Source organism: Mycobacterium parascrofulaceum ATCC BAA-614 (genome assembly GCF_000164135.1).
GTDB lineage: Bacteria > Actinomycetota > Actinomycetes > Mycobacteriales > Mycobacteriaceae > Mycobacterium > Mycobacterium parascrofulaceum.
Genome location: NZ_GG770553.1, coordinates 1,817,651 through 1,843,339 on the forward strand (window position 1 = coordinate 1,817,651; position 25,689 = coordinate 1,843,339).

Genomic DNA, 25,689 nt, shown 5'->3' on the forward strand with positions numbered 1-25,689 from the left:
TTCGCGGGTAGCGCACCCCCGCGCGCCCCGGGCGTCACCCGCGCTGTCCCCCGCATGCCAGACTCGAACCATGTCGAGCAGGATCGTGATCGCCGGCGGCGGCGGGCAGCTGGGCGGCTTTTTGCGCTCGCTGGCGGCCAGTCAGGGCCGCGACGTGCTGGCGCTGACGTCGTCGGAGTGGGACATCACCGACCCCGCCGCCGCCGAGCGGATCGTCGAGCCCGGCGACGTGGTGATCAACTGCGCGGCATACACGAACGTCGACGGCGCCGAGAGCGACGAGGCCGGCGCCTACGCCGTCAACGCCACCGGCCCGGGGAACATCGCCAAGGCCTGCGCGCGCGCCGGCGCCCGGTTCATCCACGTCTCCACCGACTACGTCTTCGGCGGCGACCACGCGGGCGGCGCGCGCCCCCACGAGCCCAGCGATCCGACCGCCCCGGCCGGCGTGTACGGCCGCAGCAAGCTCGCGGGGGAGCAGGCCGTGCTGACGGCGCTGCCCGGGGCGGTCGTGGTGCGGACCGCCTGGGTGTACACCGGCGGCGACGGCAAGGACTTCGTCGCCGTGATGCGCCGGCTGGCCGCGGGGGACGGCCCGGTGAAGGTGGTCGCCGACCAGGTGGGTTCGCCGACCTACGTGGGCGACCTGGCCGAGGCGCTGCTGCAGATCGTCGACGACGACGTGCCGGGCCCCATCCTGCACGCCGCCAACGAGGGCGCGGTGTCGCGTTTCGAACAGACCCGGGCGATCTTCGCCGAATGCGGCGCGGACCCGGAGCGGGTGCTGCCGGTCAGCACCGCGGAATTCCCCCGCCCCGCACCGCGCCCGGCGTACTCGGCGCTGTCGGGCCGCGAATCCGCCGCGGCCGGGCTGCGGCCGCTAAGGCCCTGGCGCGCTGCGCTTGTCGCGGCGCTGGCCGCATCCGCCGGTGCTCGACCGTTACCCTCTACGCGTGACTGACGTCCTGCCGGTCGTGACGGTGACCTACTCACCGGGCCCACACCTCGAGCGGTTCCTGGCCTCGCTCTCGCTGGCCACCGAGCGCCCGGTCTGCGTGCTGATGGCCGACAACGGCTCCACCGACGGCACCCCGGAGGCCGCCGTCGAGCGCTACCCGAACGTGCGGTTGTTCCACACCGGGGCCAACCTCGGGTACGGCACCGCGGTCAACCGCGCCGTCGCGCGGCTGGACGACGACGACGATTGGGTGATCGTCGCGAACCCGGACGTGCAGTGGGGGCCGGGCAGCATCGACGCGCTGCTGGACGCCGCCGCCCGCTGGCCGCGGGCCGGCGCCCTGGGCCCGCTCATCCGCGACCCCGACGGCTCGGTGTACCCGTCGGCGCGCCACCTGCCCAGCCTCGTCCGGGGCGGCATGCACGCGGTGGTCGGCCCGGTCTGGAAGCGCAACCCGTGGACGGCGGCCTACCGCCAGGAGCGGCTGGAGCCGACCGAACGGCCCGTGGGCTGGCTGTCGGGATCGTGCCTGCTGGTCCGCCGGTCCGCCTTCGCCCAGGTCGGCGGGTTCGACGAGCGCTACTTCATGTATATGGAGGACGTCGACCTCGGGGACCGCCTGGGCCGCGCCGGCTGGCTGAGCGTCTACGTGCCGTCGGCCGAGGTGCTGCACCACAAGGGCCACTCCACCGGGGACGACCCGGCCAGCCACCTGGCGGCCCACCACCGGAGCACCTACCTGTTCCTGGCCGACCGGCATTCGGGCTGGTGGCGGGCGCCGCTGCGCTGGATGCTGCGGGCCTCGCTGGCGCTGCGTTCCCGCCTGATGGTGCGCGGCGCGCTGCGCAGTCGGAGACGCAAACTGGCGGAAGGGCGGCGCTGAAATGGCTAACCCGCAGGTCGATGCCGTGGTTCTGGTCGGCGGCAAGGGCACCCGGCTGCGGCCGCTGACGCTGTCGGCGCCCAAGCCCATGCTGCCCACCGCCGGGCTGCCGTTCCTGACCCACCTGCTCTCGCGGATCGCCGCGGCGGGCATCGAGCACGTCGTCCTGAGCACCTCGTACCAGGCCCAGGTGTTCGAGGCCGAGTTCGGCGACGGGTCGAAGCTGGGCCTGCAGATCGACTACGTGACCGAGGAGCGCCCGTTGGGCACCGGCGGCGGCATCGCCAACGTCGCCGGCCAGCTGCGTCACGACACCGTGATGGTGTTCAACGGCGACGTGCTCTCGGGCGCCGACCTGGGCCAGATGATCGACTTCCACCGCGCCCAGCAGTCCGACGTCACCCTGCACCTGGTGCGGGTGAGCGACCCGCGCGCGTTCGGCTGCGTCACCACCGACGAGGACGGTCGGGTCACCGCCTTCCTGGAGAAGACGCAGGACCCGCCGACCGACCAGATCAACGCCGGCACCTACATCTTCAGGCGCGCCATCATCGACCGGATCCCCCGCGGCCGCGAGGTGTCGGTGGAGCGTGAGGTGTTCCCGGCCCTGCTCTCCGACCCCGACGTCAAGGTGTGCGGCTATGTCGACGCCACCTATTGGCGGGACATGGGCACCCCCGAGGACTTCGTGCGGGGGTCGGCGGACCTGGTGCGCGGGATCGCGCCGTCGCCGGCGCTGCACGGCCACCGCGGCGAGCAACTGGTGCACGACGGCGCGGCGGTGTCCCCGGGCGCGGTGCTGATCGGCGGCACGGTCGTGGGGCGCGGCGCCGAGATCGGGCCGGGGGTGCGGCTGGACGGCGCGGTGATCTTCGACGGCGTCAAGGTCGAGGCCGGCAGCGTGATCGAGCGCTCCATCATCGGCTTCGGCGCGCGTATCGGCCCGCGGGCGCTGATCCGCGACGGCGTGATCGGCGACGGCGCCGACATCGGCGCGCGCTGCGAGCTGCTGCGCGGCGCGCGGGTGTGGCCCGGCGTGTCGATCCCCGACGGCGGCATCCGGTACTCCAGCGACGTCTGAGCCTCCTCGCGCCGAGCGTCACGCCAGCGTGGCGCCCGCCGCCGGCGGCCACGCTAGCGTGACGCTCGGGGCCTGGCGGTGCCGACGGCTCGCAACACCAGATACGCCAACGCGTGGTCGGTGCCGTCGGGCAGCGCGTCGGCGGGCCACCACCGCAGGTCGTCGGACTCGTCGCTGATCGCGATCTGCGCGCCGGCGGGCGCGCGCGCCACGAACTGCAGATCCAGGTGCCGGGTGGGCACGCCCAACGAGCAGGTGACCGGATGCACGTGCACCGCCGCCAATTCCGGTTCGAGGCGCAAACCGGCGACGCCGGACTCCTCGGTGGCCTCGCGCAGCGCGGCGGCGGCGACGTCGGGGTCGTCGTCGTCGCAGTGGCCGCCCAGTTGCACCCAGCGGCCCACACGCGGATGCAGGGTCAGCAGGACGCGCGAGCCGGTGTGGTCGAGCACCAGCGCCGAGGCGGTGACGTGGCCCGGCACGCAGTCGCGGCGACAGGCGTCGGGGCGGGCGTGCACGAACGCGAGCACGGCGTGCCGCAGGGAATCCTGCGCCGGGTCGGGGGCCCGCCAGCCGGACAGCAGCGCGATCGCCGACTCCCGCACGCTCATCGGGCACCCCGCCGGGTGCGGCGATCCCGCAGCGCGGCCCAGGCGGCGCGGCATTGCGCGACCACGCCGGGCTCGAGCCCCAGCCCGTCGATCAGGACGTGGCGGTCGACGAGGTCGAGCGCCTTCTCGGCCTCGTCGGCCTTCAGCAACAGGTCGACGTCGCAGGCGAGCCCCCCGCCGGCGAGCGCCGGCGGGGGAATGGGCAGCTGCTCGGCCTCGCGGGGCTCCAGCTCCAGGATGCCCCCGCCGTAGCTGCGGCCGACGATCTCGGCGAAGGCGAACGTCACGCTGTTGTGGAACACCGCCGCCAGCGCGGTCGCGTCGACACCGGCCGCGAGCCGGACCCGGTGCACGGTGTCGGTGCTCGTCGCCGCGGCGGCGTTGACGGTCAGCCGCGGCGCCAGGTGGATCTGGCGCAGCAGGAACAGGTCGGGTGTCCACAGCGACGGCGTGGTCCACCACGGCGTGCGGATCGAGCACTTGTAGCCACGGTGCACCCCGGCGGCCTCGCCGGCCCCGATGTGCGCCAGCAGGGCGGGGTCGGCCGGGTCGCGCGGCGCGTTGAGCAGCCAGCCGCGGCGCCCCGCGGCGACATCGCTTGTCCGGCAGTCGGTGTCGTAGACCAACCCGGACAGCTGGGCGCTGCGCGAGACGAGCGGGACGCAGTGGGGGAGCAGCCCGAGCTCGCGGGCCTGCGCGTCGGTAAACGTGAAGAAGCTGTTGCGGCCGGTCACGATCCCGACGTCCACGTCGGCGACCGACCCGAGGCGGGTCATCGCGGTCGACGCCTTGAGCGAGCGCAGCAGCCGGATCGCGGCCGGGTCCAGGAAGTACTGGGTCCACTTCTCGTTCTCGTGCAGCAGCGCGGGCGCCGCCTCGACGTCCAGGTCCGCGGCGGCCAGCGCATCGGCGTCGGCCAGGTGGACCGTGCGGACCCGGGCCGGCCCCGCGCCGGCGAGCCCGCAGAACAACACGACCTCCTGCAGGATGCCGTCGAACACCAGGCGCTCGAACGTCACCAGCGTGATGTCGCGGAACCGGCTCAGCAGGAACTCGCGCAGCGGTGCGGCGTAGGTGACCTGGAGCAACTCGGCGGGAAGGACCAGGCCCACCCGGCCGCCGTCGCGCACCAGGATCGAACTGGCCACCACGAACGGGACCCAGGCGTTGGTCAGCCGCGTGGGCCGCAGGCCCTCGCGCCGCATCAGCTCCAGCGCCGGGTCGCGCTGCTCGCACGCCCAGTTGCCGAACCGGATGTAGGGCGGGTTGCCCGCGACCCCGTCCCACTCGCCGGGCTCGGTGGCGGCGAGCCAGGTGAACAGGTTCGCGGCGTCGACGGGGGCGAATTCCCTTGCCTTGGCCGCTTCCTCGGCGACGAGCTCGACGCCGCGGGGCCGGCCGCCCAGGCGGGCCAGCTCGCGCAGGATCGCACCGTCGCCGCAGGAGGGTTCCAGGATCCGCGGGCCGGCCTCGCGCACCCAGCGGGCCAGGAACCGGGCCACCGGCGCCGGCGTGTAGTAGCCGCCACGGGCCTTCTCGGCGGACGCCGCCGCCTTGCCCGCGAATCTCATCGGCCCAGTATCACCTGCGGAGCAACAAATCTCCGGGGTCCGCCGCGTCGCGCGGCCCGGGGGGCTCCTCGGGGTAGCCGATCGCGACGGCCCCCAACGGCTCCCAATCGGCGGGCAGGTCGAGTTGGGCACGCACCAGGTCGGCGGCGAAGATCGTGGAGCCGATCCAGCAGCTGCCCACCCCCCGCACCGCCAGCGCGACCAGCAGGCCCTGCACGGCCGCCCCGACGGCGACGGTGAACATGGTGTGCTCGGCCCGGGTGCGGGCGGCGTCGGGATACGCGTGCGCGCCCTCGGGGACCAGCATCGGGATGACGACCTCGGGTGCGTCGTAGAGGATCTGGCCGCGCGCCACGCGGCGCTCCACCGAGTCCGCGGGCCGCCCGTCGCCGGCGAGATCGGACCGCCACTTGTCCTTCATGCGGTCCAGCAGCCGCAGCCGGATGTCGCGCGTCTGCAGCCAGACGAACCGCACCGGGCGGGTGTGGTGCGGGGCCGGGGCGGTGAGGGCCTCGGCGACCGCCGCTTCGATCAGCCCGGGGGCGACCGGCTCGGCGCTGAACCGGCGCACCGACCGGCGCAGCAGTTGCGCCTGCCGGCGCCCCATGTCGAGTGCCTCGGCCGTGCCGAGCCAGAACAGGTCCTCCTCGCCGGGCCGCAGCAGCTGCCGGGCCGTCGAGCCGTCGTCGGAGAAGGACAGGCCGCGCACGACCGCCACCGGCATCGCGGTCAGCTTGCCCTTGACCAGGTCGGCCGCCGCCGCGACCTCGTCGGCGACCGCGATCTCGGTGACGACGAGCTCGTTGCCGTGCTTGTCGACCGCCCCCGCGTAGCCGTGCAGCACGGCCAGCCCGGCCGACCCGACCGCCGCGTCGATCTGGCCGTTGCGCCACGCGCGGCCCATCGTGTCGGTGATGACCACGGCGACGTCGACGCCGAGCCGGTCGCGCAGCCCGGCGCGCAGCGCCGCGGCGCTGCCGTCCGGGTCGACCGGCAGCAGGGCCAGCTCGTCGCGGCCCACGTTGGATCCGTCGACGCCGGCGGCGGCCTGGATCAGGCCGATGCGGTTCTCGGTGATCAGCGTGCGGCCCTTGCGCGCCAGCACCCGCACCGCCTCGGCGTCGACCAGCTTGCGCCTCAGTTCGTCGCGGGCCTCGGCGTCCCGCGGCGCCGGCACCAGCCGGCCCTCGCATTTGGAGACCACCTTGCTGGTGACCACCACGACGTCGCCGTCGCGCAGCCAGGGCGCGGCCGCGGCCAGGGCCGCGGTCAGGTCGTCGCCGGGCCGGAACTCGGGGAGCCCGGCGACGGGCAGGATCTCGATGGCCGCGCCGGTGCCGTGTTCGCCGCTCGGCGGCGACGCTGAGCCCGCGCCGCTCACGCCGTCACGCCCGCCAGCTCGAGCCCGGCGCGCACCATCTCGGCCGTCGCCTTGGGGTCGGTCATCAACAGCGGCACGGGGGTCACCGCCACACCATCGATGTCGGCGTGATCGCCCTCGTGCACCAGCCAGCAATCCAGGATCCCGGTGCCGCGGCGCGCCCCGTAGTGCCGGCCGACCGCCTCGGCGGTGGATTCCACGCCGATCACCGACAGGCACGCATCGGCCATGCCGCGCAAGGGTTTTCCACCGATGATCGGCGAGTAGCCGACGACCGGCGCGGTCGCCGAGCGCAGCGCGGCCCGAATGCCGGGGACCGCCAGGATGGCGCCGACACTGACCACCGGGTTGGACGGCGCCAGCAGGATCACGTCGGCGTCGGCGATGGCCTCGACAGCTTCACTTGTGGCGGTGGCCTTTTCGGCGCCGATGAAGGCGAAGCTGTGCGTGGGCACGTCGGCCCGGTACCGCACCCACCACTCCTGGAAGTGGATCGCCCGCCGGGTACCGTCGTCCGGATCGGTGATCACCACATGCGTCTCGCAGCGGTCGTCGCTGGCCGGCAACAACCGGGCGCCGGGTTGCCAGCGGTCGCACAGCGCCGTGGTGATCTGCGACAGCGGGTAGCCGGCGCCCAGCATCTGGGTGCGCACCAGGTGGGTGGCGATGTCCCGGTCGCCGAGCCCGAACCAATCCGGCTGCACGCCGTAGCGCGCCAATTCCTCTTTGGCATGCCAGGTTTCGTCGCGGTGACCCCACCCTCGCTCGGGGTCGACCCCTCCACCTAAGGTGTACATGCAGGTGTCCAAGTCCGGGCAGACCCGCAGTCCGTGGATCCAGGCGTCGTCGCCGATGTTGACGATTGCGCTAAGTTCGTGGTTGTCGGCTCCCGCGTCTGGGCCCTGTTGCGTTGCGAACTGACCCAGCCCGAGCAACTGTTGAATCCCCAGCAGGAAGCGGGCGCCGCCAACCCCACCGACCAGAACGGTGACCTTCACGTGGACGACAGTACTGCCCGGCGACCGTGCGGTGGCGGGGCCGTTACGCGGCCTTTAAGCGTAGTCGCGGGCGGTGTGATCGACACGCCGAATGCGCAAAACAACGGAAACGCCGTAAATCGGTCACGAGATGGTATGGAAATGCGCCTTAATGCTTGACCCGGCAGATCAACCCGTGTCTAATCACAACAGTGTCATTTCCCGGTTGGCCGGCCGGTTCCGGTGTCGCAGACCGAGATTCGATCACTTGTTCGAATTGTCTGTACATCAGAAATAGTGGGAACCACTCACTCTCTCAATGAAACTGAGGAGGCGGACGACCGTATGTCTTACGAACATCTTCGAGGAGTCATGGCGAGCACGCCGCACACCCCCATCGTCTCGGCGCCGGTCCGACCGGCCCGGCCGCACCTGACCGTGGTTCCCGATGCGCCAGTCGCATTCGAGCCCGAGCCGATGCCGGCCCCCGTCGCGGACCAGTGGCAGGACCGGGCGCTGTGTGCCCAAACCGATCCCGAGGCGTTCTTCCCGGAGAAGGGCGGCTCCACCCGCGAGGCGAAGAAGATCTGCCTGGGGTGCGAGGTGCGCCACGAGTGCCTGGAGTACGCCCTGGAGCACGACGAGCGCTTCGGCATCTGGGGCGGGCTCTCCGAGCGCGAGCGCCGCCGCCTCAAGCGCGGCATCATCTAAGGCGCCGAAGGCGCCTGCACGTCAGGGCTATTCGTCGTCGATCGTCGGGTCGATGACCGACGGCTCGACATCGAGGTAGATGGCCACCTGGGCCACCAAGATTTCGTGCAGTAAATCACCGAGCTCGACGGTGTCCTTGGCCCGTCGCTCGATCGGCTTGCGGAACAAGACGATTCGCGCCCGCGTGGCGTTGCCGCGGACGTCGACGCCGGCCGGGATCAATCGCGCCAGCGGGATCGGGCCGTCGGCAATCACCTCCGGCGGCCACTGCACGCTGTCGGGATCCTTGGCGGCGATGCGGGGAATCTCGTCGACCGCCACGTCGAGGTCGGCGAGGCGGGCCTGCCAATGCCGCTCGATGGGTTCGTAGGCCTCCAGCACGGCCATGTCGAATCGCTCGGCGCGGCTGCGCCACCCGGGCACCGTCGGGGGCAGCAGCGGGCCGCGCACATCGCGGCCCCGCCGCGAGGACCGATGAGAAGCGAACCGGCCCGGGGACCGATCCCTTCGCGGGGAGCTGCGCGAATCGCCCACGCGCCGATGGTAACGGTTGGACATCGGGGGCCGGGAAGTTGCGCGTGTCCGGCGCTTCCCGGACGTTTGCGCACGATAGCCTTTCGCTCGTGAACGTTCCCCGTCGCTGTTGTCGGCCCGGGTGTCCGCACTACGCCGTGGCGACCTTGACGTTCGTCTACTCGGACTCGACGGCGGTGGTCGGTCCACTCGCGACCGCGCGCGAACCGCATTCGTGGGACCTGTGCGTCGGCCATGCCGGCCGGATCACCGCCCCCCGCGGATGGGATCTCGTGCGCCACGCCGGTCCCCTCTTTTCCGAGCCCACCCACCCCGACGAGGACGACCTGGTCGCCCTGGCCGACGCGGTGCGCGAGGGTGCCCCCGGCGAGCGCGCCATGCCCTACGGCGGCGCGCCGATCAACGGTTTCGCCGACCCGCACATCCCCCACTCCGGGTCGCAGGCCACCGCGCCCAGCAGCAGTGTGCTCGCGCCGCCCGAGCATCGGTCCGGCCGGCGCCGCGGGCACCTGCGGGTGCTGCCCGACCCCAGTGACTAGCCGTTCCGGCTTCGCGCGCGGTCCCCGCGCACCGCTGCGGCCCGTGTTTCGCCGGGGCCGATAGGCTGGCGGCCAAGAGACTCAGGAACGCAACACTCTCAAGGCGTCAGGAGGCCACCGCATGTCTCGGCTCGCCGCGACCGTGCACCGCGTCGTCAAGGCTTACGACGTGCGAGGCCTGGTCGGTGAAGAGCTCGACGAGCCGCTGGTCACCGCGTTGGGGGCGGCGTTCGCCAGGTTGATGCGCGGCGAGGGCGCCCGGCAGGTCGTGATCGGCCACGACATGCGCGACAGCTCGCCGACCCTGGCGGCGGCCTTCGCCGCCGGGGTGACGGGCCAGGGCCTGGACGTGGTGCGGATCGGGTTGGCCTCCACCGATCAGCTCTACTTCGCCTCCGGCTCGCTGGACTGCCCCGGCGCGATGTTCACCGCGAGCCACAACCCGGCCGCCTACAACGGGATCAAGCTGTGCCGGGCGGCGGCCAAGCCGGTCGGCGCCGAGAGCGGCCTGGGCACCATCGCCGAGGACGTGATCGCCGGGGTCGAGCGCTACGACGGTCCGCCCGGGACGGTCAGCGACCGCGACGTGCTGCACGACTACGGCGCGTTCCTGCGTTCGCTGGTCAGCACCTCCGGGCTGCGGCCGCTGCGGGTGGCCGTGGACGCCGGCAACGGCATGGCCGGTCTCACCGCGCCCGCGGTGCTCGGCGCGATCGACTCGATCGCCTTGCTGCCGTTGTACTTCCAGCTCGACGGCTCGTTTCCCAATCACGAGGCCAATCCGCTGGATCCGGCCAACCTGGTCGACCTGCAGGCCTACGTGCGTGAGACCGGCGCCGATGTCGGGCTGGCGTTCGACGGGGACGCCGACCGCTGCTTCGTCGTCGACGAACGCGGCCGGCCGGTGTCGCCCTCGACGGTGACCAGCCTGGTGGCGGCCCGCGAGCTCGGCCGGGAGATCGGCGCCACCATCATCCACAACGTGATCACGTCCCGCGCGGTGCCCGAGCTGGTCACCGAGCGCGGCGGCACGCCGCTGCGCTCCCGGGTCGGACACTCCTATATCAAGGCGATGATGGCCGACACCGGCGCGATCTTCGGCGGCGAACATTCGGCGCACTATTACTTCCGTGACTTCTGGGGCGCGGACTCGGGCATGCTGGCGGCGCTGTACGTGCTGGCCGCGCTCGGCGAGCAGGACCGCCCGCTCTCGGAGTTGACCGCCGATTACCAGCGCTACGAATCGTCGGGCGAAATCAACTTCACGGTGTCCGACGCCGCGCTGTGCACCGAGGCCGTGCTGAAGTCCTTCGGCAGCCGGATCCACTCCATCGACCACGTCGACGGGGTGACCGTCGACCTTGGCGACGGCAGCTGGTTCAACCTGCGCAGCTCCAACACCGAGCCGCTGCTGCGGCTCAACGTGGAGGCGCGCAGCGCCGAGGACGTCGGCGCGGTGGTCGCGCAGATCAGCGCGCAGATCGAGGCGCAGTCCGCGCCCGCCGGGGCCGCCCCGTGAACGCCGTCGGGGCGATCGATCTCGAGGACGCCGAGGGCCTGCTGGCCGCCGACCGCGACGGCCTGCTGCGCTCGGCGTCGTCGGCCGGCGCGCAGGTGCGCGCGATCACCGCGGCGGTCGACGAGGGGGCGCTGGATTCGCTGCGCGCCGACGGCCGGCCGCGCAGCCTGGTCTGGGTCGCCGGTCGCGGCACCGCCGACAACGCCGGCGCCATACTGGCCGCGACGGTGGGCGGCACGGCTTCCGAGCCGATCGCGCTGGCCGCCGAGGTTCCGCCGTGGATCGGCCCGCTCGACGTGTTGATCGTCGCGGGCGACGATCCCGGCGATCCCGCGCTGACCGCGGCCGCCGCGATGGGGGCGCGCCGCGGGGCGCGGGTCGTGGTCGCCGCCCCGTACGAGGGTCCGCTGCGGGACGCCACGGCCGGCCGGGCCGCGGTGCTGGCGCCGCGGCTGCCGATTCCCGACGAGTTCGGGTTGTGCCGGTACCTGGCCGCCGGTCTGGCCGTCGTGCACGCGGTCGAGCAGCGGCCGGGCACCGACCTGCGGGCGCTGGCCGACGAGCTGGACGCCGAGGCGCTGCGCAACAGCGCGGGCCGCGAGCTGTTCACCAACCCCGCCAAGACGATCGCCGCGCGCATGGCCGGCCGCCAGGTGGCGCTGGCCGGCGACTGCGCCGCGACGCTGGCGCTGGCGCGGCACGGCAGCTCGGTGCTGCTGCGGATCGCGCACGAGGTGGTCGCCGCCACCGGGCTGTCGGACGCCGTCGTCGCGCTGCGGGCCGGGCCGTCCGGCGGCTTCGGGGACCCCGCCGACGCGCTCTTCCACGACGAGCAGATCGACGGGCCGCTGCCCCGGCGGCTGCTGGTGCTGGCCCTGACGCTGTCGGGGGAACAACCGATCGTGGCGGCCCGCACCGCCGGGCTCGACGACGTGTACCTGCTCGCCGCCGAGGACGTGCCCGACGGACCCGGCGGCTCGGCCGGTTCGACGGTCGCGCCGGCGCTGGGTGGCGCCATCAGCGCCGAGCAGCAACTGGCAGTATTGGCCGTTCGACTGGAGATGGCCGCGGTTTACGCGCGCCTGGCGCGGGGATAGATAGGACAGTGGAACTGCTTCGCGGGGCCTTACGCACGTACGCCTGGGGATCGCGTACCGCCATAGCGGAATTCACCGGACGCCCGGTTCCGGCCGCCCATCCGGAGGCCGAGCTCTGGTTCGGCGCGCACCCGGGCGACCCGGCCTGGCTGGAAACCGGCACCGGCGAGGTCTCGTTGCTCGACGCGCTGGTCGCCGACCCCGAGGGGCAGCTCGGCCCCGGGGCGCGCGCCCGGTTCGGTGACGTGCTGCCGTTTTTGGTCAAGGTGCTCGCGGCCGACGAGCCGCTGTCCCTGCAGGCCCATCCCAGCGCGGCGCAGGCCGCCGAGGGCTACCTGCGTGAGGAGCGGCTGGGCATCCCGCTGTCCTCCCCGGTGCGCAACTACCGCGACACCTCGCACAAACCCGAACTGCTGGTGGCCCTGCAGCCGTTCGAGGCGCTCGCCGGCTTCCGGCAGGCTTCCCGCACCGTCGAGCTGCTGCGGGCCCTGGCCGTGTCCGACCTCGACCCCTACATCGAATTGCTCAACGACCAGTCCGACGCCGACGGCCTGCGGGCGCTGTTCACCACCTGGATCACCGCGCCGCAGCCCGACATCGACGCGCTGGTGCCCGCCGTGCTGGACGGCGCCATCGAGTACATCAGCTCCGGGGCAACGGAATTCGCCGGCGAGGCCAAGACGGTGCTCGAGCTCGGTGAGCGCTATCCGGGCGACGCCGGGGTGCTGGCGGCCCTGCTGCTCAACCGCATCATGCTCGCCCCGGGCGAGGCGATCTTCGTGTCGGCCGGCAGCCTGCACACCTATCTGCGCGGTTTCGCGGTGGAGGTGATGGCCAATTCCGACAACGTGTTACGCGGCGGCCTGACCCCCAAGCACGTCGATGTCCCCGAGCTGCTGCGGGTGCTGGACTTCACCCCGACCACCGAGGCCCAGGTGCGGCCGGCGGTCCGCCGCGAGGGCTTCGGCCTGATCTACGAGACCCCGGCCGACGAGTTCGCGGTCGCGCTGCTCGAGCTCGACGGCGATTACCTGGGGCACGAGGTCGACGCCTCGTGCAGCCACGAGGGTCCGCAGATCCTGCTGTGCACCGAGGGGTGCACGACCGTGCACGGCAAGTCCGGGTCGCTGACCCTGCGACGGGGGATGGCCGCCTGGGTGGCGGCCGACGACACCCCGATCCGGCTCGTCGCGCGCGAGCCCACCAAGCTGTTCAGGGCGACCGTGGGGCTGTGACGGGGCGCCGGCGGTCTTATAGTGGCGACCCGCATCGCCCGGCTTCGCCGCGCTCGCGATCGCCACGGGCGGCCCGGCGGCGCTCGCCCAGCCACAGCCGCAGGTTGTGCGCCATGGCCCGGCCGACGATGCGCGGCGGCGGGATCATATAGAGGCTGTCCAGCAGCGAGAACCGGCGCAAAAACCATTCCGCCAGAACCGGATCCGTCTCGGCGGCCCCCAGGAATTGGTCGAAGAGCGCGCCGGACGGGCGCCACCACCAGGGGACGGGTCCCTTGGTGCCGGCGTGGTGAAAGGTGACGTCACCGATGGCGTTCATCATCCAGACGGGGAACGTGGTCTTGGCGGTGGCCCGGCTCAGGTCGGCGGCCAACTGGTCGTCGGGGCCCGCGAGCGCGCGCCGCAGGTGACCGGCCTGCAGGGACGTCATCGTCATGCCCTGCCCGAAGGTGGGGTTGAAGCTGGCAACGGCGTCGCCCAGGGGGACGATGCCGGCGGGGAAGCGGTCCAGCTTGTCGTAGCGGCGCCATCGGCTGGCCGGGAAGGCATGAAAGGCCGGGTCCCCCAAGGGTTCCGCCCGCGCCAGGGCGGTGCCGAAGTGGGCCGGGAGCAGCTCCCCGGCCAGCGTCAGCATCTCCGGGAAGGTGCGCGGGGGCTTGACGTTGGCCACCCCGAACGTGGTGAGCACCCACGTCCCGTCCTCGTAATAGAGCATGCCCAGCCCGAGCGACTTGTCGTGGGCGGCGCCGGCGACCACGACCTTCTCCTTGATCAAACCCTCGGGCATGCGGAACCGCTGGGTGGCGTAGTTGATGCCGATGTCGAGGAGGTCTTCCCGCGGCCGGTCGTATCCCCACTGCTCCAGCCACACCGGCAGCCGGGTGCCCCGCCCCGCCGCGTCGACGACCAGGTCCGCGGCGACGAATTCGGGGTCCCCGCCGGCGGCGCCGTCGGCGTCCAGCAGCACCCCGGTCACCCGCTGGCGCGCCGGGTCGAACCGCGGTTCGGTCACCGAGCGACGCGCCATCGTGACGTTGTCGGTGTCGCGCACGCGTTTGCGCAACTGCCACTCCAGGTGCGGACGGCTGGGCACGTAGGCGGTGAATTCGTCGCGCAGGGTGTGGCCGGTGCCCAGCACGTGGCCCGCGGCGCCGAGGTGAATGCAGTCGGGCCGGTTCTCCAGCATGGGCACGCCGGCGGCCACCATGTCGTCGAGCAGTCCGGGGAACAGGCTCTCGAACTCCCTTGCGCCGCGGGCCATCAGCATGTGCAGGTGCCGGTCCTGCGGCACCGTCGCCCGGTTCGACGGCGTGCTCGGCAACTCGTCGCGTTCGTAGACGGTGACGCGGGCGTAGTGGTCCGAGAGCACCCGCGCGGCGCACAGGCCGGCGATGCTGCCTCCGATGACCACCGCATGGTCCCTGGTGTTTGCTTTGGTGTCCGCCATTTCGGCAGGGTACCCAGTACTGTGACGGACCAATGGGTCCCAGGAGATGGGAAAGGGCGACGGATGGCCAACCGATGGCGGATGAAGTCGGTCGAACAATCGATCGCCGACACCGACGAACCGGACACCCGGCTCCGCAAGGACCTGACCTGGCTGGACCTCGTCGTGTTCGGGGTCGCGGTGGTGATCGGCGCCGGTATCTTCACGGTGACCGCGTCGACCACCGGCGACATCACCGGCCCGGCCATCTGGATCTCGTTCGTGATCGCGGCGATCACCTGCGCGCTGGCGGCGCTGTGTTACGCCGAGTTCGCCTCGACGCTGCCGGTCGCGGGCAGCGCCTACACCTTCTCCTACGCCACCTTCGGGGAGTTCCTGGCCTGGATCATCGGCTGGAACCTGCTGCTGGAGCTGGCGATCGGCGCGGCGGTCGTGGCCAAGGGCTGGTCGAGCTACCTGGGCAACGTGTTCGGATTCGCCGGTGGCACAACCGAGCTCGGGTCGGTCAACCTGGACTGGGGCGCGCTGCTGATCGTGGCCGGGGTGGCGACCCTGATCGCGCTGGGCACCAAGCTGTCGTCGCGGTTTTCCGCGGTGATCACCGGCATCAAGGTGTCGGTGGTGCTGCTGGTGGTCGTCGTCGGGGCCTTCTACATCAAGGGCTCCAACTACTCGCCGTTCATTCCCAAGCCCGAGGCCGGGCATGAGGCCTCGGGCATCAACCAGTCGGTGCTGTCGCTGCTGACCGGGGCGCACAGCAGCCACTACGGCTGGTACGGCGTGCTGGCGGGCGCGTCGATCGTCTTCTTCGCCTTCATCGGGTTCGACATCGTCGCGACCATGGCCGAGGAGACCAAGCGGCCCCAGCGCGACGTCCCGCGGGGGATCCTGGCGTCGCTGGCGATCGTGACCGTGCTCTACGTGGCGGTCTCGGTGGTGCTGTCCGGGATGGTGTCCTACACCCAGCTCAAGACCGTGCCCGGCCACAAGCCGGCCAACCTCGCCACGGCGTTCACGGCCAACGGCATCCACTGGGCCAGCAAGATCATCGCGATCGGGGCGCTGGCCGGGTTGACCACCGTGGTGATGGTCCTGATGCTCGGCCAGTGCCGGGTCCTGTTCGCGATGGCGCGCGACGGCCTGTTGCCGCGGCAGCTGGCGAAGACCGGCTCGCACGGCACCCCGGTCCGGATCACCGTGCTCGTCGCGATCGTGGTGGCCGCGACCGCGTCGGTGTTCCCGATCGCCAAGCTCGAGGAGATGGTCAACGTCGGAACGCTGTTCGCGTTCGTCCTGGTCTCGGCGGGCGTCATGGTGTTGCGCCGCACCCGGCCGGACCTGGAGCGCGGCTTCCGGGCGCCGTGGGTGCCGGTGTTGCCGATCGCCTCGATCTGCGCGTGCGTGTGGCTGATGGTCAACCTCACGGCGCTGACCTGGGTGCGATTCGCGGTGTGGCTGGTCGTCGGGACCGCGATCTACGTCGGCTACGGGTACCGGCACTCCGTGCAGGGCCGCCGGGACGCCGGGCATCCCGATAAAGAACCCGACCCCGACGCGACGTCCGCGGCGGCGTAGGCCGACCGGCTCGCGGGAGTTCAGCCCGTCCACCATGCGCGTGGGCTTTGCGCGTGCGCGCGCGGCTTTCGCGGTGCATCGTGGGCGGAAAACGGGCCGGATCCGCGCCCTGACCGCACATTCAATGCCGTAGGCGCACACCCAGCGGCGGAACTGCGCCCGCATCCGCCGCTCGGCTCGATGGCTTTACAAATGTATGTTGTATGTCTAGACAAGAGACGCAAATGGCGATATTGTCAATCTTCAAGGTGGCGTGACTCACAAGGAGGTTTGGCATATGACCACACTCGAACCGCAGGTGACCCCGGAAGCGTCCGACCCGCCCGCGTGGCGGGACAAGAAGCGGCACCTCTGGCTGATGGGGCTGATCGCCCCGACGGCGCTGTTCGTGGTGCTGCCGCTGGTCTGGGCGATGAACTCACTCGGCTGGCAGACCGGCTCGCAGGCGCTGCTGTGGATCGGCCCGATCCTGGTCTACGTCTTGCTGCCGATCCTGGACCTGCGCTTCGGGCCCGACGGGCAGAACCCGCCCGACGAGGTGATGGAGCAACTGGAGAACGACAAGTATTACCGCTACTGCACCTACATCTTCATTCCGTTCCAGTACCTCAGCGTGGTGTTCGGCGCCTACCTGTTCACCGCCTCGAACCTGAGCTGGCTCGGCTACGACGGCGCCCTGGGCTGGGCGGGCAAGCTGGGTGTCGCCCTGTCGGTCGGTGTGCTCGGCGGCGTCGGCATCAACACCGCCCACGAGATGGGACACAAGAAGGACGCGCTGGAGCGGTGGCTGTCCAAGATCACGCTGGCGCAGACCTGCTACGGCCACTTCTACATCGAGCACAACCGCGGCCACCATGTCCGGGTGTCCACGCCGGAAGACCCCGCGTCGGCCCGCTTCGGCGAGACCTTCTGGGAGTTCCTGCCGCGCAGCGTCTTCGGCAGCCTGCGCTCGTCGCTGCGGCTGGAGGCCCAGCGCATCCGCCGGCAGGGCGCCAGCCCCTGGAACCCCAAGACCTACCTGTCCAACGACGTGCTCAACGCGTGGCTGATGTCGGTCGTGCTGTGGGGCGCGCTGATCGCGGTCTTCGGCCCGGCGCTCATCCCGTTCGTGATCATCCAGGCCGTCTTCGGCTTCAGCCTGCTGGAGTCCGTCAACTACCTGGAGCACTACGGGCTGCTGCGGCAGCGCAACGCCAACGGCCGCTACGAGCGTTGCGCGCCGGTGCACAGCTGGAACTCCGACCATGTCGTCACCAACCTGTTCCTGTACCACCTGCAGCGGCACAGCGACCACCACGCCAACCCGACCCGGCGCTACCAGACGCTGCGCAGCATGGCGGGGGCGCCGAACCTGCCCAGCGGGTACGCGTCGATGATCTCGCTGACGTACGTCCCGCCGCTGTGGCGCAAGGTGATGGACCACCGGGTGCTGGAGCACTACGACGGCGACATCACCCGGGTCAACATCCACCCGCGGGTGCGCGAGCGGGTGCTGGCGCGCTACGGGGTGCCCGCGTGAGCGCCTACCGCTGCCCGGGCTGCGACTACGTCTACGACGAAGCGAATGGCGCCCCGCGGGAAGGCTTTCCCGCGGGCACGCCATTCGCCGACATCCCCGACGACTGGTGCTGCCCCGATTGCGCGGTGCGCGAGAAGGCCGATTTCGAAGGGACGTCCGGCGACGATGCAGCCGCGCAAGCGGGTGAGGAGAAGCCGGACAATTGGATAGGAGTGAAACAGTGAGCGACTACAAGCTTTTCGTCTGCGTGCAGTGCGGATTCGAATACGACGAGGCCAAGGGCTGGCCGGAGGACGGCATCGCGCCCGGGACCCGGTGGGACGACATCCCCGAGGACTGGAGCTGCCCGGACTGCGGGGCGGCGAAGTCCGACTTCGAGATGGTCGAGATCGCTCGTTCGTGACCGACACGAACATGGTTGACACGAACATGGTTGAAGGGGCGGCGGTCCTCGCGAAACCGGCTATTGTCGCGCCTGTGAAGCGGATGCCGTACCCCGAGGCGTCGCGCGTCCTGCTGCGCGACTCGGTGCTGGACGCGATGCGGGAGCTGCTCCTGACCCGCGACTGGTCCGCCGTCACGCTGTCGGACGTGGCCCGCGCCGCGGGCATCAGCCGGCAGACCATCTACAACGAGTTCGGCTCGCGGCAAGGCCTGGCGCAGGGGTACGCCCTGCGCCTGGCCGACCGGCTGGTCGATGCCGTCCAGGCCGCCATCGACGCCAACGTCGGCAACATCTACGAGGCGTTCCTGCAGGGCTTTCGGGCGTTCTTCGCGGAGTCCGCGGCCGACCCGCTGGTGATCTCCCTGCTGACCGGCGTCGCCAAGCCCGACCTGCTGCAGATCATCACCACCGACAGCGGCCCCATCATCACCCGGGCGTCCGGCCGGCTGAGCGCGGCGTTCACCAACAGCTGGGTGGCCACCAGTGACGAGGACGCCGGCGTGCTGGCGCGGGCGATCGTGCGGCTGGCGATGAGCTACGTGTCGATGCCCCCCGAGGCCGACCACGACGTGGCGGCGGACCTGGCGCGCCTGATGACGCCGTTCGCCGAGCGGCACGGCGTCGTCAACGTCCCCTGACGGTCCCCTGACGCCAGCCGGCGCCCGAGCCGCCGACTACAGTGGCGTCAGAGCGCATACCTAAGCTAAGTAATCCTCTTCGAACCTAAGCCGCAGAAGGAATGAGATTTATGACGACGACCGAAAGTTCGCCGACCGCCGACGTCCGCAACGGCATCGATTTCAAGGTCGCCGACCTGTCGCTGGCGGAATACGGTCGCCGGGACATCGAGCTCTCCGAGCAGGAGATGCCGGGCCTGATGTCGCTGCGGCGCGAGTACGCCGAGGTGCAACCGCTCAAGGGGGCGCGGATTTCGGGCTCGCTGCACATGACAGTGCAGACCGCGGTCCTCATCGAGACCCTCGTCTCGCTGGGCGCGCAGGTCCGGTGGGCGTCGTGCAACATCTTCTCCACCCAGGACCACGCCGCCGCCGCGGTGGTCGTCGGCCCGCACGGCACCCCCGAGGAGCCCAAGGGTGTGCCGGTGTTCGCCTGGAAGGGCGAGACGCTGGAAGAGTACTGGTGGGCCGCCGAGCAGATGCTGACGTGGCCGGACGAGCCGGCGAACATGATCCTCGACGACGGCGGCGACGCCACCATGCTGGTGCTGCGCGGCGCGCAGTACGAGAAGGCCGGCGTGGTGCCCCCCGCCGAGGAGGACGACCCCAGCGAGTGGAAGGTCTTCCTCGAACTGCTGCGCAAGCGCTTCGAGACCGACAAGGACAAGTGGACCAAGATCTCCGAGTCGGTCAAGGGCGTCACCGAGGAGACCACCACCGGCGTGCTGCGCCTCTACCAGTTCGCCGCGGCCGGTGACCTGGCCTTCCCGGCGATCAACGTCAACGACTCGGTCACCAAGTCCAAGTTCGACAACAAGTACGGCTGCCGGCACTCGCTGATCGACGGCATCAACCGCGGCACCGACGTGCTGATCGGCGGCAAGAAGGTGCTGGTCTGCGGCTACGGCGACGTCGGCAAGGGCTGCGCCGAGTCGGTCAAGGGCCAGGGCGCGCGCGTCGTCGTCACCGAGATCGACCCGATCAACGCGCTGCAGGCCCTGATGGAGGGCTACGACGTCGAGACGGTCGAGGACGCGATCGGCACCGCGGACATCGTCATCACCGCGACCGGCAACAAGGACATCATCACCCTCGACCACATGAAGGCGATGAAGGACTACGCGGTGCTGGGCAACATCGGGCACTTCGACAACGAGATCCAGGTCGCCGCGCTGGAGCGCTCCGGCGCCACCAAGACCAACATCCGGCCGCAGGTCGACGTGTGGACGTTCAAGGACAGCGGCAAGTCGATCATCCTGCTGTCCGAGGGCCGGCTGCTGAACCTCGGCAACGCCACCGGCCACCCGTCGTTCGTGATGAGCAACAGCTTCTCCAACCAGGTGATCGCCCAGATCGAGCTGTGGACCAAGAACGACGAGTACGACAACGAGGTGTACCGGCTGCCCAAGCACCTCGACGAGAAGGTGGCCCGCATCCACGTCGAGGCGCTCGGCGGCAAGCTGACCAAGCTGACCAAGGAGCAGGCCGAGTACATCGGCGTCGACGTCGACGGCCCCTACAAGGCCGACCACTACCGCTACTGAGCGGCCCAGGCCCGAATGTCACGCCAGCGTGGCGTTCGGCGTCGAGTGTCACGCCAGCGTGTCCCCCGCAAGCGGGAGGTGCCCCCAGTTCGGTGGCGGGCTTAGGCTGGCGCCGTGCTGATCGCGATCGAAGGGGTCGACGGCGCGGGCAAGCGGACCCTGTCGGAGGGGCTGCGCAAGGCCTTCGAGGCGGCCGGGAAGTCCGTGGCGATCGTGGGCTTCCCCCGCTACGGCAAATCGGTGACCGCCGACGTCGCGGCCGAGGCCCTGCACGGCCGGCACGGTGACCTGGCGGCGTCGGTGTACGCGATGGCGATGCTGTTCGCGCTCGACCGGGCGGGGGCCGTCGAGGACATCGAGGCGCTGCGCCGCGACCACGACGTGGTGATCCTGGATCGCTACGTCGCGTCCAACGCGGCCTACAGCGCCGCGCGGCTGCACGAGGGCGCGGGCGGGGCGGCGGCCGCCTGGGTGCTCGAGTTCGAGTACCGGCGGTTGCGGCTGCCCGCGCCCGACTGGCAGGTGCTGCTCGCGGTGCCGGCCGATCTGGCCGGCCAGCGCGCCCGGAGCCGGGCGGAGTCGGACCCGGGACGGGCGCGGGACAGCTACGAACGCGACGACGAGCTGCAGCTGCGCACCGGCGCGGTGTACGCGGAGCTGGCGGCCGCCGGTTGGGGCGGGCCCTGGCTGGTGGCCGACGCGGACGTCGATCCGGGCCGGCTGGCCGCCACCCTCGTCGGCGCCAAAGACGTCCCCGCAACGGCCCGGGAGGGCCCCCCGGGGGCGCCGGGCGACGGAATTTGACCGATTTTGCATCCATATTTGCGGCTCGGCGCAAGAAACGCCCGTGTGGCGCGCCAGTTTTGTCCCGTTCTGGTGACACCATGGACTCCATGAGGCAAAGGATTTTGGTCGTCGATGACGACGCTTCGCTGGCCGAGATGCTCACCATCGTGTTGCGTGGGGAGGGTTTCGACACCGCGGTCATCGGTGACGGGACCCAGGCCCTGACTGCGGTGCGCGAACTGCGCCCCGACTTGGTACTCCTGGACCTGATGTTGCCCGGCATGAACGGCATCGACGTCTGTCGCGTGCTGCGCGCCGATTCGGGCGTCCCGATCGTGATGCTGACGGCCAAGACCGACACCGTGGACGTGGTGCTCGGCCTGGAGTCGGGCGCCGACGACTACATCATGAAGCCGTTCAAGCCCAAGGAGCTGGTGGCCCGGGTGCGGGCGCGGCTGCGGCGCAACGACGACGAGCCGGCCGAGATGCTCTCGATCGCCGACGTCGAGATCGACGTGCCGGCCCACAAGGTCACCCGCAACGGCGAGCAGATCTCCCTGACACCGCTGGAATTCGACCTGCTGGTCGCGTTGGCGCGCAAACCGCGGCAGGTGTTTACTCGTGATGTGCTGCTCGAACAGGTGTGGGGCTACCGGCACCCGGCGGATACCCGTCTGGTGAACGTGCACGTCCAGCGTCTGCGGGCCAAGGTTGAGAAAGACCCTGAGAACCCGACCGTGGTATTGACCGTTCGAGGAGTGGGTTACAAGGCCGGACCTCCGTGACCGGACGGTGTAGGTGATCTGGGGCTCTCGGCGACGCACTAGGAGTCGGTGGGGGCGCTCGGGGCCCATGACTCGCGGCATGGGCGCAGTGAGTCGAGTGGTGGGCACCGCGTGGCGCCGGTCGCTGCAGTTGCGGGTCGTCGCGCTGACGCTCGGGCTGTCCCTGGCGGTGATCCTGGCCCTCGGGTTCGTGCTGACGTCTCAGGTCACCAATCGCGTGCTCGACGTCAAGGTCAAGGCGGGCATCGAGCAGATCGAACGCGCGCGCACCACCGTCGGCGGGATCGTCAGCGGCGAGGAGACCCGCTCACTGGACAGCAGCCTGCAGCTGGCCCGCAACACGCTGACGTCCAAGACCGACCCCGCGTCGGGCGCCGGGCTGGCCGGCGCGTTCGACGCGGTGCTGATCGTGCCCGGCGACGGGCCGCGCGCGGCGACGACGGCCGGTCCGGTCGACCAGGTGCCCAACTCGCTGCGCGGGTTCGTCAAGGCCGGGCAGGCGTCCTACCAGTACGCCACCGTGCACACCGACGGCTTCTCCGGTCCGGCCCTGATCATCGGCACGCCGGCGTCGTCGCAGGTGGCCAACCTGGAGCTGTACCTGATCTTCCCGCTGAAGAACGAGCAGGCCACCATCACGCTGGTGCGCGGCACGATGATCACCGGCGGCGCCGTGCTGCTGGTGCTGCTCGCCGGGATCGCGCTGCTGGTCTCCCGCCAGGTGGTGGTGCCGGTGCGGTCGGCGTCGCGGATCGCCGAACGGTTCGCCGAGGGGCACCTGTCCGAACGGATGCCGGTGCGCGGCGAGGACGACATGGCCCGGCTGGCGGTGTCCTTCAACGACATGGCCGAGAGCCTGTCCCGCCAGATCACCCAGCTCGAGGAGTTCGGCAACCTGCAGCGCCGGTTCACCTCCGACGTCAGCCACGAGCTGCGCACCCCGCTGACCACCGTGCGGATGGCTGCCGACCTCATCTACGACCACAGCGCCGACCTCGACCCCACCCTGGCGCGGTCCACCGAGCTGATGGTCAACGAACTCGACCGGTTCGAGTCGCTGCTCAACGACCTGCTGGAGATCTCCCGCCACGATGCGGGTGTGGCCGAGCTGTCGGTCGAGGCGGTGGACCTGCGCACCACCGTGCAAAGCGCGCTGGGCAACGTGGGCCACCTGGCCGAGGACGCCGGCATCGAGCTGCTGGTCGACCTGCCCACCGAGGAGGTGATCGCCGAGGTCGACACCCGGCGGGTGGAGCGGATCCTGCGCAACCTCATCGCCAACGCCATCGATCACGCCGAACACAAGCCGGTGCAGATCCGGATGGGCGCCGACGAGGACACCGTCGCCGTCACCGTCCGCGACTTCGGGGTGGGGCTGCGGCCCGGCGAGGAGAAGCTGGTGTTCAGCCGGTTCTGGCGGGCCGACCCGTCGCGGGTGCGCCGGTCGGGCGGCACCGGGCTGGGCCTGGCGATCAGCGTGGAGGACGCCCGCCTGCACCAGGGCCGGCTGGAGGCGTGGGGCGAACCCGGCGAGGGATCCTGTTTCCGGCTGACCCTTCCGCTGGTGCGCGGCCACAAGGTCACCACCAGCCCGCTGCCGATAAAGCCCATCCCGCCGGCCGCGACGACAACGACGGGCCCGCAACACGCCAAAGACCGCTCGCGGCAACGCGAACACGCGGAGAGGAGCGGCTGATGCGGCGCCTGCTCGGGCTCCTGGCGGCCGCGATGCTGCTGGCCGGCTGCGCGGGCGTGCCCAGCTCGTCGGCCCCCCAGGCCATCGGCACCGTCGAACGGCCGGCGCCGTCGAACCTTCCGAAGCCGACCCCGGGCATGGACCCCGACGTGCTGCTGCGCGAATTCCTCAAGGCCACAGCCGATCCCGCGAACCGGCACCTCGCCGCCCGGCAGTTCCTCACCCAGTCGGCGTCCAACGCCTGGGACGACGCGGGTAGCGCGCTGCTGATCGACCACGTGGTGTTCGTGGAAACCCGTGCCGCCGAACGGGTTTCGGCGACCATGCGGGCCGACATCCTGGGGTCGCTGTCGGACATGGGGGTGTTCGAGACCGCCGAGGGCGTGCTGCCTGACCCGGGCCCGATCGAGTTGGTCAAGACCTCGGGCGGCTGGCGCATCGACAAGTTGCCCAACGGCGTGTTCCTGGACTGGCAGCAGTTCCAGTCGACCTACAAGCGCAACACGCTGTACTTCGCCGACCCGACCGGCAAGACGGTGGTTCCCGATCCGCGCTACGTCGCGGTCGCCGATCACGATCAGTTGGCCACGGAGTTGGTGTCCAAGCTGATCGCCGGTCCGCGGCCGGAGATGGCCCACACGGTCCGCAACCTGCTCGCCCCGCCGCTGCGGCTGCGCGGACCGGTGACCCGGGCCGACGGCGGCAAGAACGGGATCGGCCGCGGGTACGGCGGCGCGCGCATCGACCTGGAGAAGCTGTCCACCACCGATCCGCACAGCCGGGCTCTGCTTGCCGCACAGATCATTTGGACGCTGGCCAGGGCCGACATCCGCGGCCCGTACGTGATCAACGCCGACGGCGCGCCGCTGGACGACAGGTTCGCCGAGGGGTGGACGACCTCCGACGTCGCGGCGACCGACCCCGGCGTGGCCGACGGCGCGGGCGCCGGGCTGCACGCCCTGATCAACGGCTCGCTGGTATCGCTGGACGGTCAGCGCTTCACCAACGTGCCCGGCGCGTTCGGGCGGATGGGCGACCAGACCGGCGCCGCGCTGTCGCGCAGCGGGCGCCAGGTGGCGTCCGTCGTCACGCTGCACCGGGGCGCGCCGGACGAGGCGGCGTCGCTGTGGATCGGTGACCTCGGCGGTGAGGCGGTCCAGTCCGCCGACGGGCACAGCCTGTCGCGACCCAGCTGGTCGCTGGACGACGCGGTCTGGGTGGTGGTGGACGGCAACAACGTGCTGCGCGCGATCCAGGAGCCGGCGACCGGGCAGCCCGCCCGCATCCCGGTCGACTCCGTCGCCGTGTCCAGCCGCTTCCCGGGGCCGATCACGGACCTGCAGCTGTCCCGCGACAGCACGCGCGCCGCGATGGTGATCGGCGGCCAGGTGATCCTCGCCAGCGTGGAGCAGACCCAGGCCGGCCAGTACGCCCTGACCTACCCGCGGCGGCTCGGCTTCGGGCTCGGCAACTCGGTGGTGTCGCTGTCCTGGCGCACCGGCGACGACATCGTCGTCACCCGCACCGACGCCAGCCACCCGGTGTCCTACGTCAACCTCGACGGGGTGAACTCCGACGCGCCCGCCCGGGGCCTGCAGATGCCGGTGATCACGGTCGCCGCCAACCCGTCGACGATCTACGTGGGCGCCCCCCAGGGGGTGTTCCAGTATTCGGCGTCGGCCGCCGAGGGCCAGCAGGCGTGGTCGGGGGTGCCCGGGCTGGGGGTCTTCGGCGCCGCGCCGGTGCTGCCGGGCTAGCGGCGGGATGTCACCCCCGGTCGCGACACTGGCCCCATGCTCGACCTGGTCCTGCCGCTGCAGTGCGGCGGCTGCGGGGAGCCGTCGACCCGCTGGTGTGCGGCCTGCGCCCGGGAACTGTGGGTGGCCGCCGACCAGCCGCACGTCGTCAACCCCCGCGTCGACCCGCGGGTGCCGGTGTTCGCGCTCGGCCGCTACGCCGGCGCCCGCCGGCGGGCCATCCTGGCGCTCAAGGAGCACGGCCGCGCCGACCTCGTCGGCCCGCTGGCGGGCGCGCTGGCCACCGGGGTGCACCGGCTGCTGTCCTGGGGCATCGTCGAAACGCCGCTGACCGTCGTGCCGGCGCCGACGCGGCGGTCGG

Annotated in this window: 23 protein-coding genes and 2 pseudogenes; 19 read left to right on the forward strand and 6 right to left on the reverse strand. The window is 71.3% G+C overall.

Annotation, left to right across the window (positions count from 1 at the left end):
• The first annotated feature begins 70 nt into the window (after window positions 1-70).
• Genes rfbD through manB form a run of 3 tightly spaced genes read left to right on the forward strand, consistent with a single transcriptional unit; the run spans window position 71 to window position 2,922 of the window.
• Window positions 71-961 (forward strand): dTDP-4-dehydrorhamnose reductase, encoded by an 891-nt coding sequence (gene rfbD / locus HMPREF0591_RS08520; protein ID WP_007168076.1) that lies wholly within the window; start codon window positions 71-73, stop codon window positions 959-961.
• Window positions 954-1,841, forward strand: a complete 888-nt coding sequence (locus HMPREF0591_RS08525) for a glycosyltransferase family 2 protein (protein ID WP_007168077.1) — start codon at window positions 954-956, stop codon at window positions 1,839-1,841. Before rfbD ends, HMPREF0591_RS08525 begins: the two co-directional genes overlap by 8 nt.
• Window position 1,842: 1 nt before the next feature.
• Window positions 1,843-2,922, forward strand: coding sequence for a mannose-1-phosphate guanylyltransferase (gene manB / locus HMPREF0591_RS08530; RefSeq protein WP_007168078.1), 1,080 nt, complete (start codon window positions 1,843-1,845; stop codon window positions 2,920-2,922).
• Between the two features lie 53 nt (window positions 2,923-2,975).
• On the opposite strand, the gene HMPREF0591_RS08535 is transcribed toward manB, so the two are convergent.
• From HMPREF0591_RS08535 to cofD, 4 genes are read right to left on the reverse strand one after another with little or no spacing between them, the layout of a single operon-like run.
• The gene (locus tag HMPREF0591_RS08535; RefSeq protein ID WP_040622115.1) at window positions 2,976-3,533 is read right to left on the reverse strand and encodes an NUDIX hydrolase; all 558 of its coding nucleotides are present in this window, start codon (window positions 3,531-3,533) and stop codon (window positions 2,976-2,978) included.
• Window positions 3,530-5,104: an Eco57I restriction-modification methylase domain-containing protein gene (locus HMPREF0591_RS08540; protein ID WP_007168080.1), complete on the reverse strand. Its 1,575-nt coding sequence runs from the start codon at window positions 5,102-5,104 to the stop codon at window positions 3,530-3,532. Before HMPREF0591_RS08540 ends, HMPREF0591_RS08535 begins: the two co-directional genes overlap by 4 nt.
• A 10-nt stretch (window positions 5,105-5,114) precedes the next feature.
• Window positions 5,115-6,485, reverse strand: a complete 1,371-nt coding sequence (locus tag HMPREF0591_RS08545; RefSeq protein WP_007168081.1) for a coenzyme F420-0:L-glutamate ligase — start codon at window positions 6,483-6,485, stop codon at window positions 5,115-5,117.
• Complete coding sequence (gene cofD, locus HMPREF0591_RS08550) at window positions 6,482-7,483, reverse strand: 2-phospho-L-lactate transferase (RefSeq protein ID WP_007168082.1); 1,002 nt, start codon at window positions 7,481-7,483, stop codon at window positions 6,482-6,484. Before cofD ends, HMPREF0591_RS08545 begins: the two co-directional genes overlap by 4 nt.
• 351 nt (window positions 7,484-7,834) lie before the next feature.
• Between cofD and HMPREF0591_RS08555 the strand changes: the two genes are divergently transcribed.
• Window positions 7,835-8,173 (forward strand): WhiB family transcriptional regulator, encoded by a 339-nt coding sequence (locus tag HMPREF0591_RS08555; RefSeq protein WP_007168083.1) that lies wholly within the window; start codon window positions 7,835-7,837, stop codon window positions 8,171-8,173.
• Window positions 8,174-8,200: 27 nt separating this feature from the next.
• Here HMPREF0591_RS08555 and HMPREF0591_RS08560 read toward each other — a convergent pair whose 3' ends face one another.
• A complete protein-coding gene (locus HMPREF0591_RS08560; protein ID WP_007168084.1) occupies window positions 8,201-8,623 on the reverse strand; it encodes a metallopeptidase family protein in 423 nt (140 codons plus the stop codon).
• A 173-nt stretch (window positions 8,624-8,796) separates the two neighbouring features.
• Here HMPREF0591_RS08560 and HMPREF0591_RS08565 point away from each other — a divergent pair, with 173 nt between their 5' ends.
• The 4 genes from HMPREF0591_RS08565 (at window position 8,797) to manA (ending at window position 13,097) form a co-directional block, all read left to right on the forward strand.
• Window positions 8,797-9,246, forward strand: a complete 450-nt coding sequence (locus HMPREF0591_RS08565) for a DUF3499 domain-containing protein (RefSeq protein ID WP_208857737.1) — start codon at window positions 8,797-8,799, stop codon at window positions 9,244-9,246.
• Window positions 9,247-9,367: 121 nt separating this feature from the next.
• Window positions 9,368-10,765 (forward strand): phosphomannomutase/phosphoglucomutase, encoded by a 1,398-nt coding sequence (locus tag HMPREF0591_RS08570; protein ID WP_007168086.1) that lies wholly within the window; start codon window positions 9,368-9,370, stop codon window positions 10,763-10,765.
• Complete coding sequence (locus tag HMPREF0591_RS08575; protein WP_007168087.1) at window positions 10,762-11,862, forward strand: hypothetical protein; 1,101 nt, start codon at window positions 10,762-10,764, stop codon at window positions 11,860-11,862. Before HMPREF0591_RS08570 ends, HMPREF0591_RS08575 begins: the two co-directional genes overlap by 4 nt.
• 8 nt (window positions 11,863-11,870) lie before the next feature.
• Window positions 11,871-13,097 carry a mannose-6-phosphate isomerase, class I gene (gene manA / locus HMPREF0591_RS08580; RefSeq protein ID WP_007168088.1) on the forward strand — a complete coding sequence of 409 codons (1,227 nt, stop codon included), beginning with the start codon at window positions 11,871-11,873 and terminating at the stop codon, window positions 13,095-13,097.
• Between the two features lie 16 nt (window positions 13,098-13,113).
• Here manA and HMPREF0591_RS08585 read toward each other — a convergent pair whose 3' ends face one another.
• Window positions 13,114-14,508 (reverse strand): FAD-dependent oxidoreductase, encoded by a 1,395-nt coding sequence (locus HMPREF0591_RS08585; RefSeq protein ID WP_167310141.1) that lies wholly within the window; start codon window positions 14,506-14,508, stop codon window positions 13,114-13,116.
• Window positions 14,509-14,607: 99 nt separating this feature from the next.
• Here HMPREF0591_RS08585 and HMPREF0591_RS08590 point away from each other — a divergent pair, with 99 nt between their 5' ends.
• The 11 genes and pseudogenes from HMPREF0591_RS08590 to HMPREF0591_RS08640 all read left to right on the forward strand — a co-directional run.
• On the forward strand, window positions 14,608-16,119 hold the full coding sequence (locus tag HMPREF0591_RS08590; protein WP_007168090.1) for an APC family permease: 1,512 nt from the start codon (window positions 14,608-14,610) through the stop codon (window positions 16,117-16,119).
• A gap of 277 nt (window positions 16,120-16,396) precedes the next feature.
• Complete coding sequence (locus HMPREF0591_RS08595) at window positions 16,397-17,638, forward strand: alkane 1-monooxygenase (RefSeq protein ID WP_007168091.1); 1,242 nt, start codon at window positions 16,397-16,399, stop codon at window positions 17,636-17,638.
• Window positions 17,635-17,799 (forward strand): annotated as a pseudogene (locus tag HMPREF0591_RS08600) (rubredoxin); the annotation flags it as partial. The gene HMPREF0591_RS08595 and the pseudogene HMPREF0591_RS08600, both read left to right, overlap by 4 nt.
• A 59-nt stretch (window positions 17,800-17,858) precedes the next feature.
• Window positions 17,859-18,041 (forward strand): rubredoxin, encoded by a 183-nt coding sequence (locus HMPREF0591_RS08605; protein ID WP_007168093.1) that lies wholly within the window; start codon window positions 17,859-17,861, stop codon window positions 18,039-18,041.
• A 26-nt stretch (window positions 18,042-18,067) separates the two neighbouring features.
• Window positions 18,068-18,721: a TetR family transcriptional regulator AlkX gene (gene alkX, locus HMPREF0591_RS08610; protein WP_065482106.1), complete on the forward strand. Its 654-nt coding sequence runs from the start codon at window positions 18,068-18,070 to the stop codon at window positions 18,719-18,721.
• Window positions 18,722-18,831: 110 nt separating this feature from the next.
• Window positions 18,832-20,304: an adenosylhomocysteinase gene (ahcY, locus tag HMPREF0591_RS08615; RefSeq protein ID WP_040621436.1), complete on the forward strand. Its 1,473-nt coding sequence runs from the start codon at window positions 18,832-18,834 to the stop codon at window positions 20,302-20,304.
• Between the two features lie 114 nt (window positions 20,305-20,418).
• Complete coding sequence (locus tag HMPREF0591_RS08620; protein WP_007168096.1) at window positions 20,419-21,108, forward strand: dTMP kinase; 690 nt, start codon at window positions 20,419-20,421, stop codon at window positions 21,106-21,108.
• A gap of 80 nt (window positions 21,109-21,188) precedes the next feature.
• Window positions 21,189-21,875 (forward strand): two-component system response regulator MtrA, encoded by a 687-nt coding sequence (gene mtrA / locus HMPREF0591_RS08625; RefSeq protein ID WP_007168097.1) that lies wholly within the window; start codon window positions 21,189-21,191, stop codon window positions 21,873-21,875.
• Window positions 21,876-21,888: 13 nt separating this feature from the next.
• The gene (gene mtrB / locus HMPREF0591_RS08630) at window positions 21,889-23,571 is read left to right on the forward strand and encodes an MtrAB system histidine kinase MtrB (protein WP_083801948.1); all 1,683 of its coding nucleotides are present in this window, start codon (window positions 21,889-21,891) and stop codon (window positions 23,569-23,571) included.
• Window positions 23,571-25,328 (forward strand): MtrAB system accessory lipoprotein LpqB, encoded by a 1,758-nt coding sequence (gene lpqB / locus HMPREF0591_RS08635; protein WP_007168099.1) that lies wholly within the window; start codon window positions 23,571-23,573, stop codon window positions 25,326-25,328. Before mtrB ends, lpqB begins: the two co-directional genes overlap by 1 nt.
• Window positions 25,329-25,364: 36 nt before the next feature.
• Window positions 25,365-25,689 (forward strand): annotated as a pseudogene (locus HMPREF0591_RS08640) (ComF family protein); the annotation flags it as partial.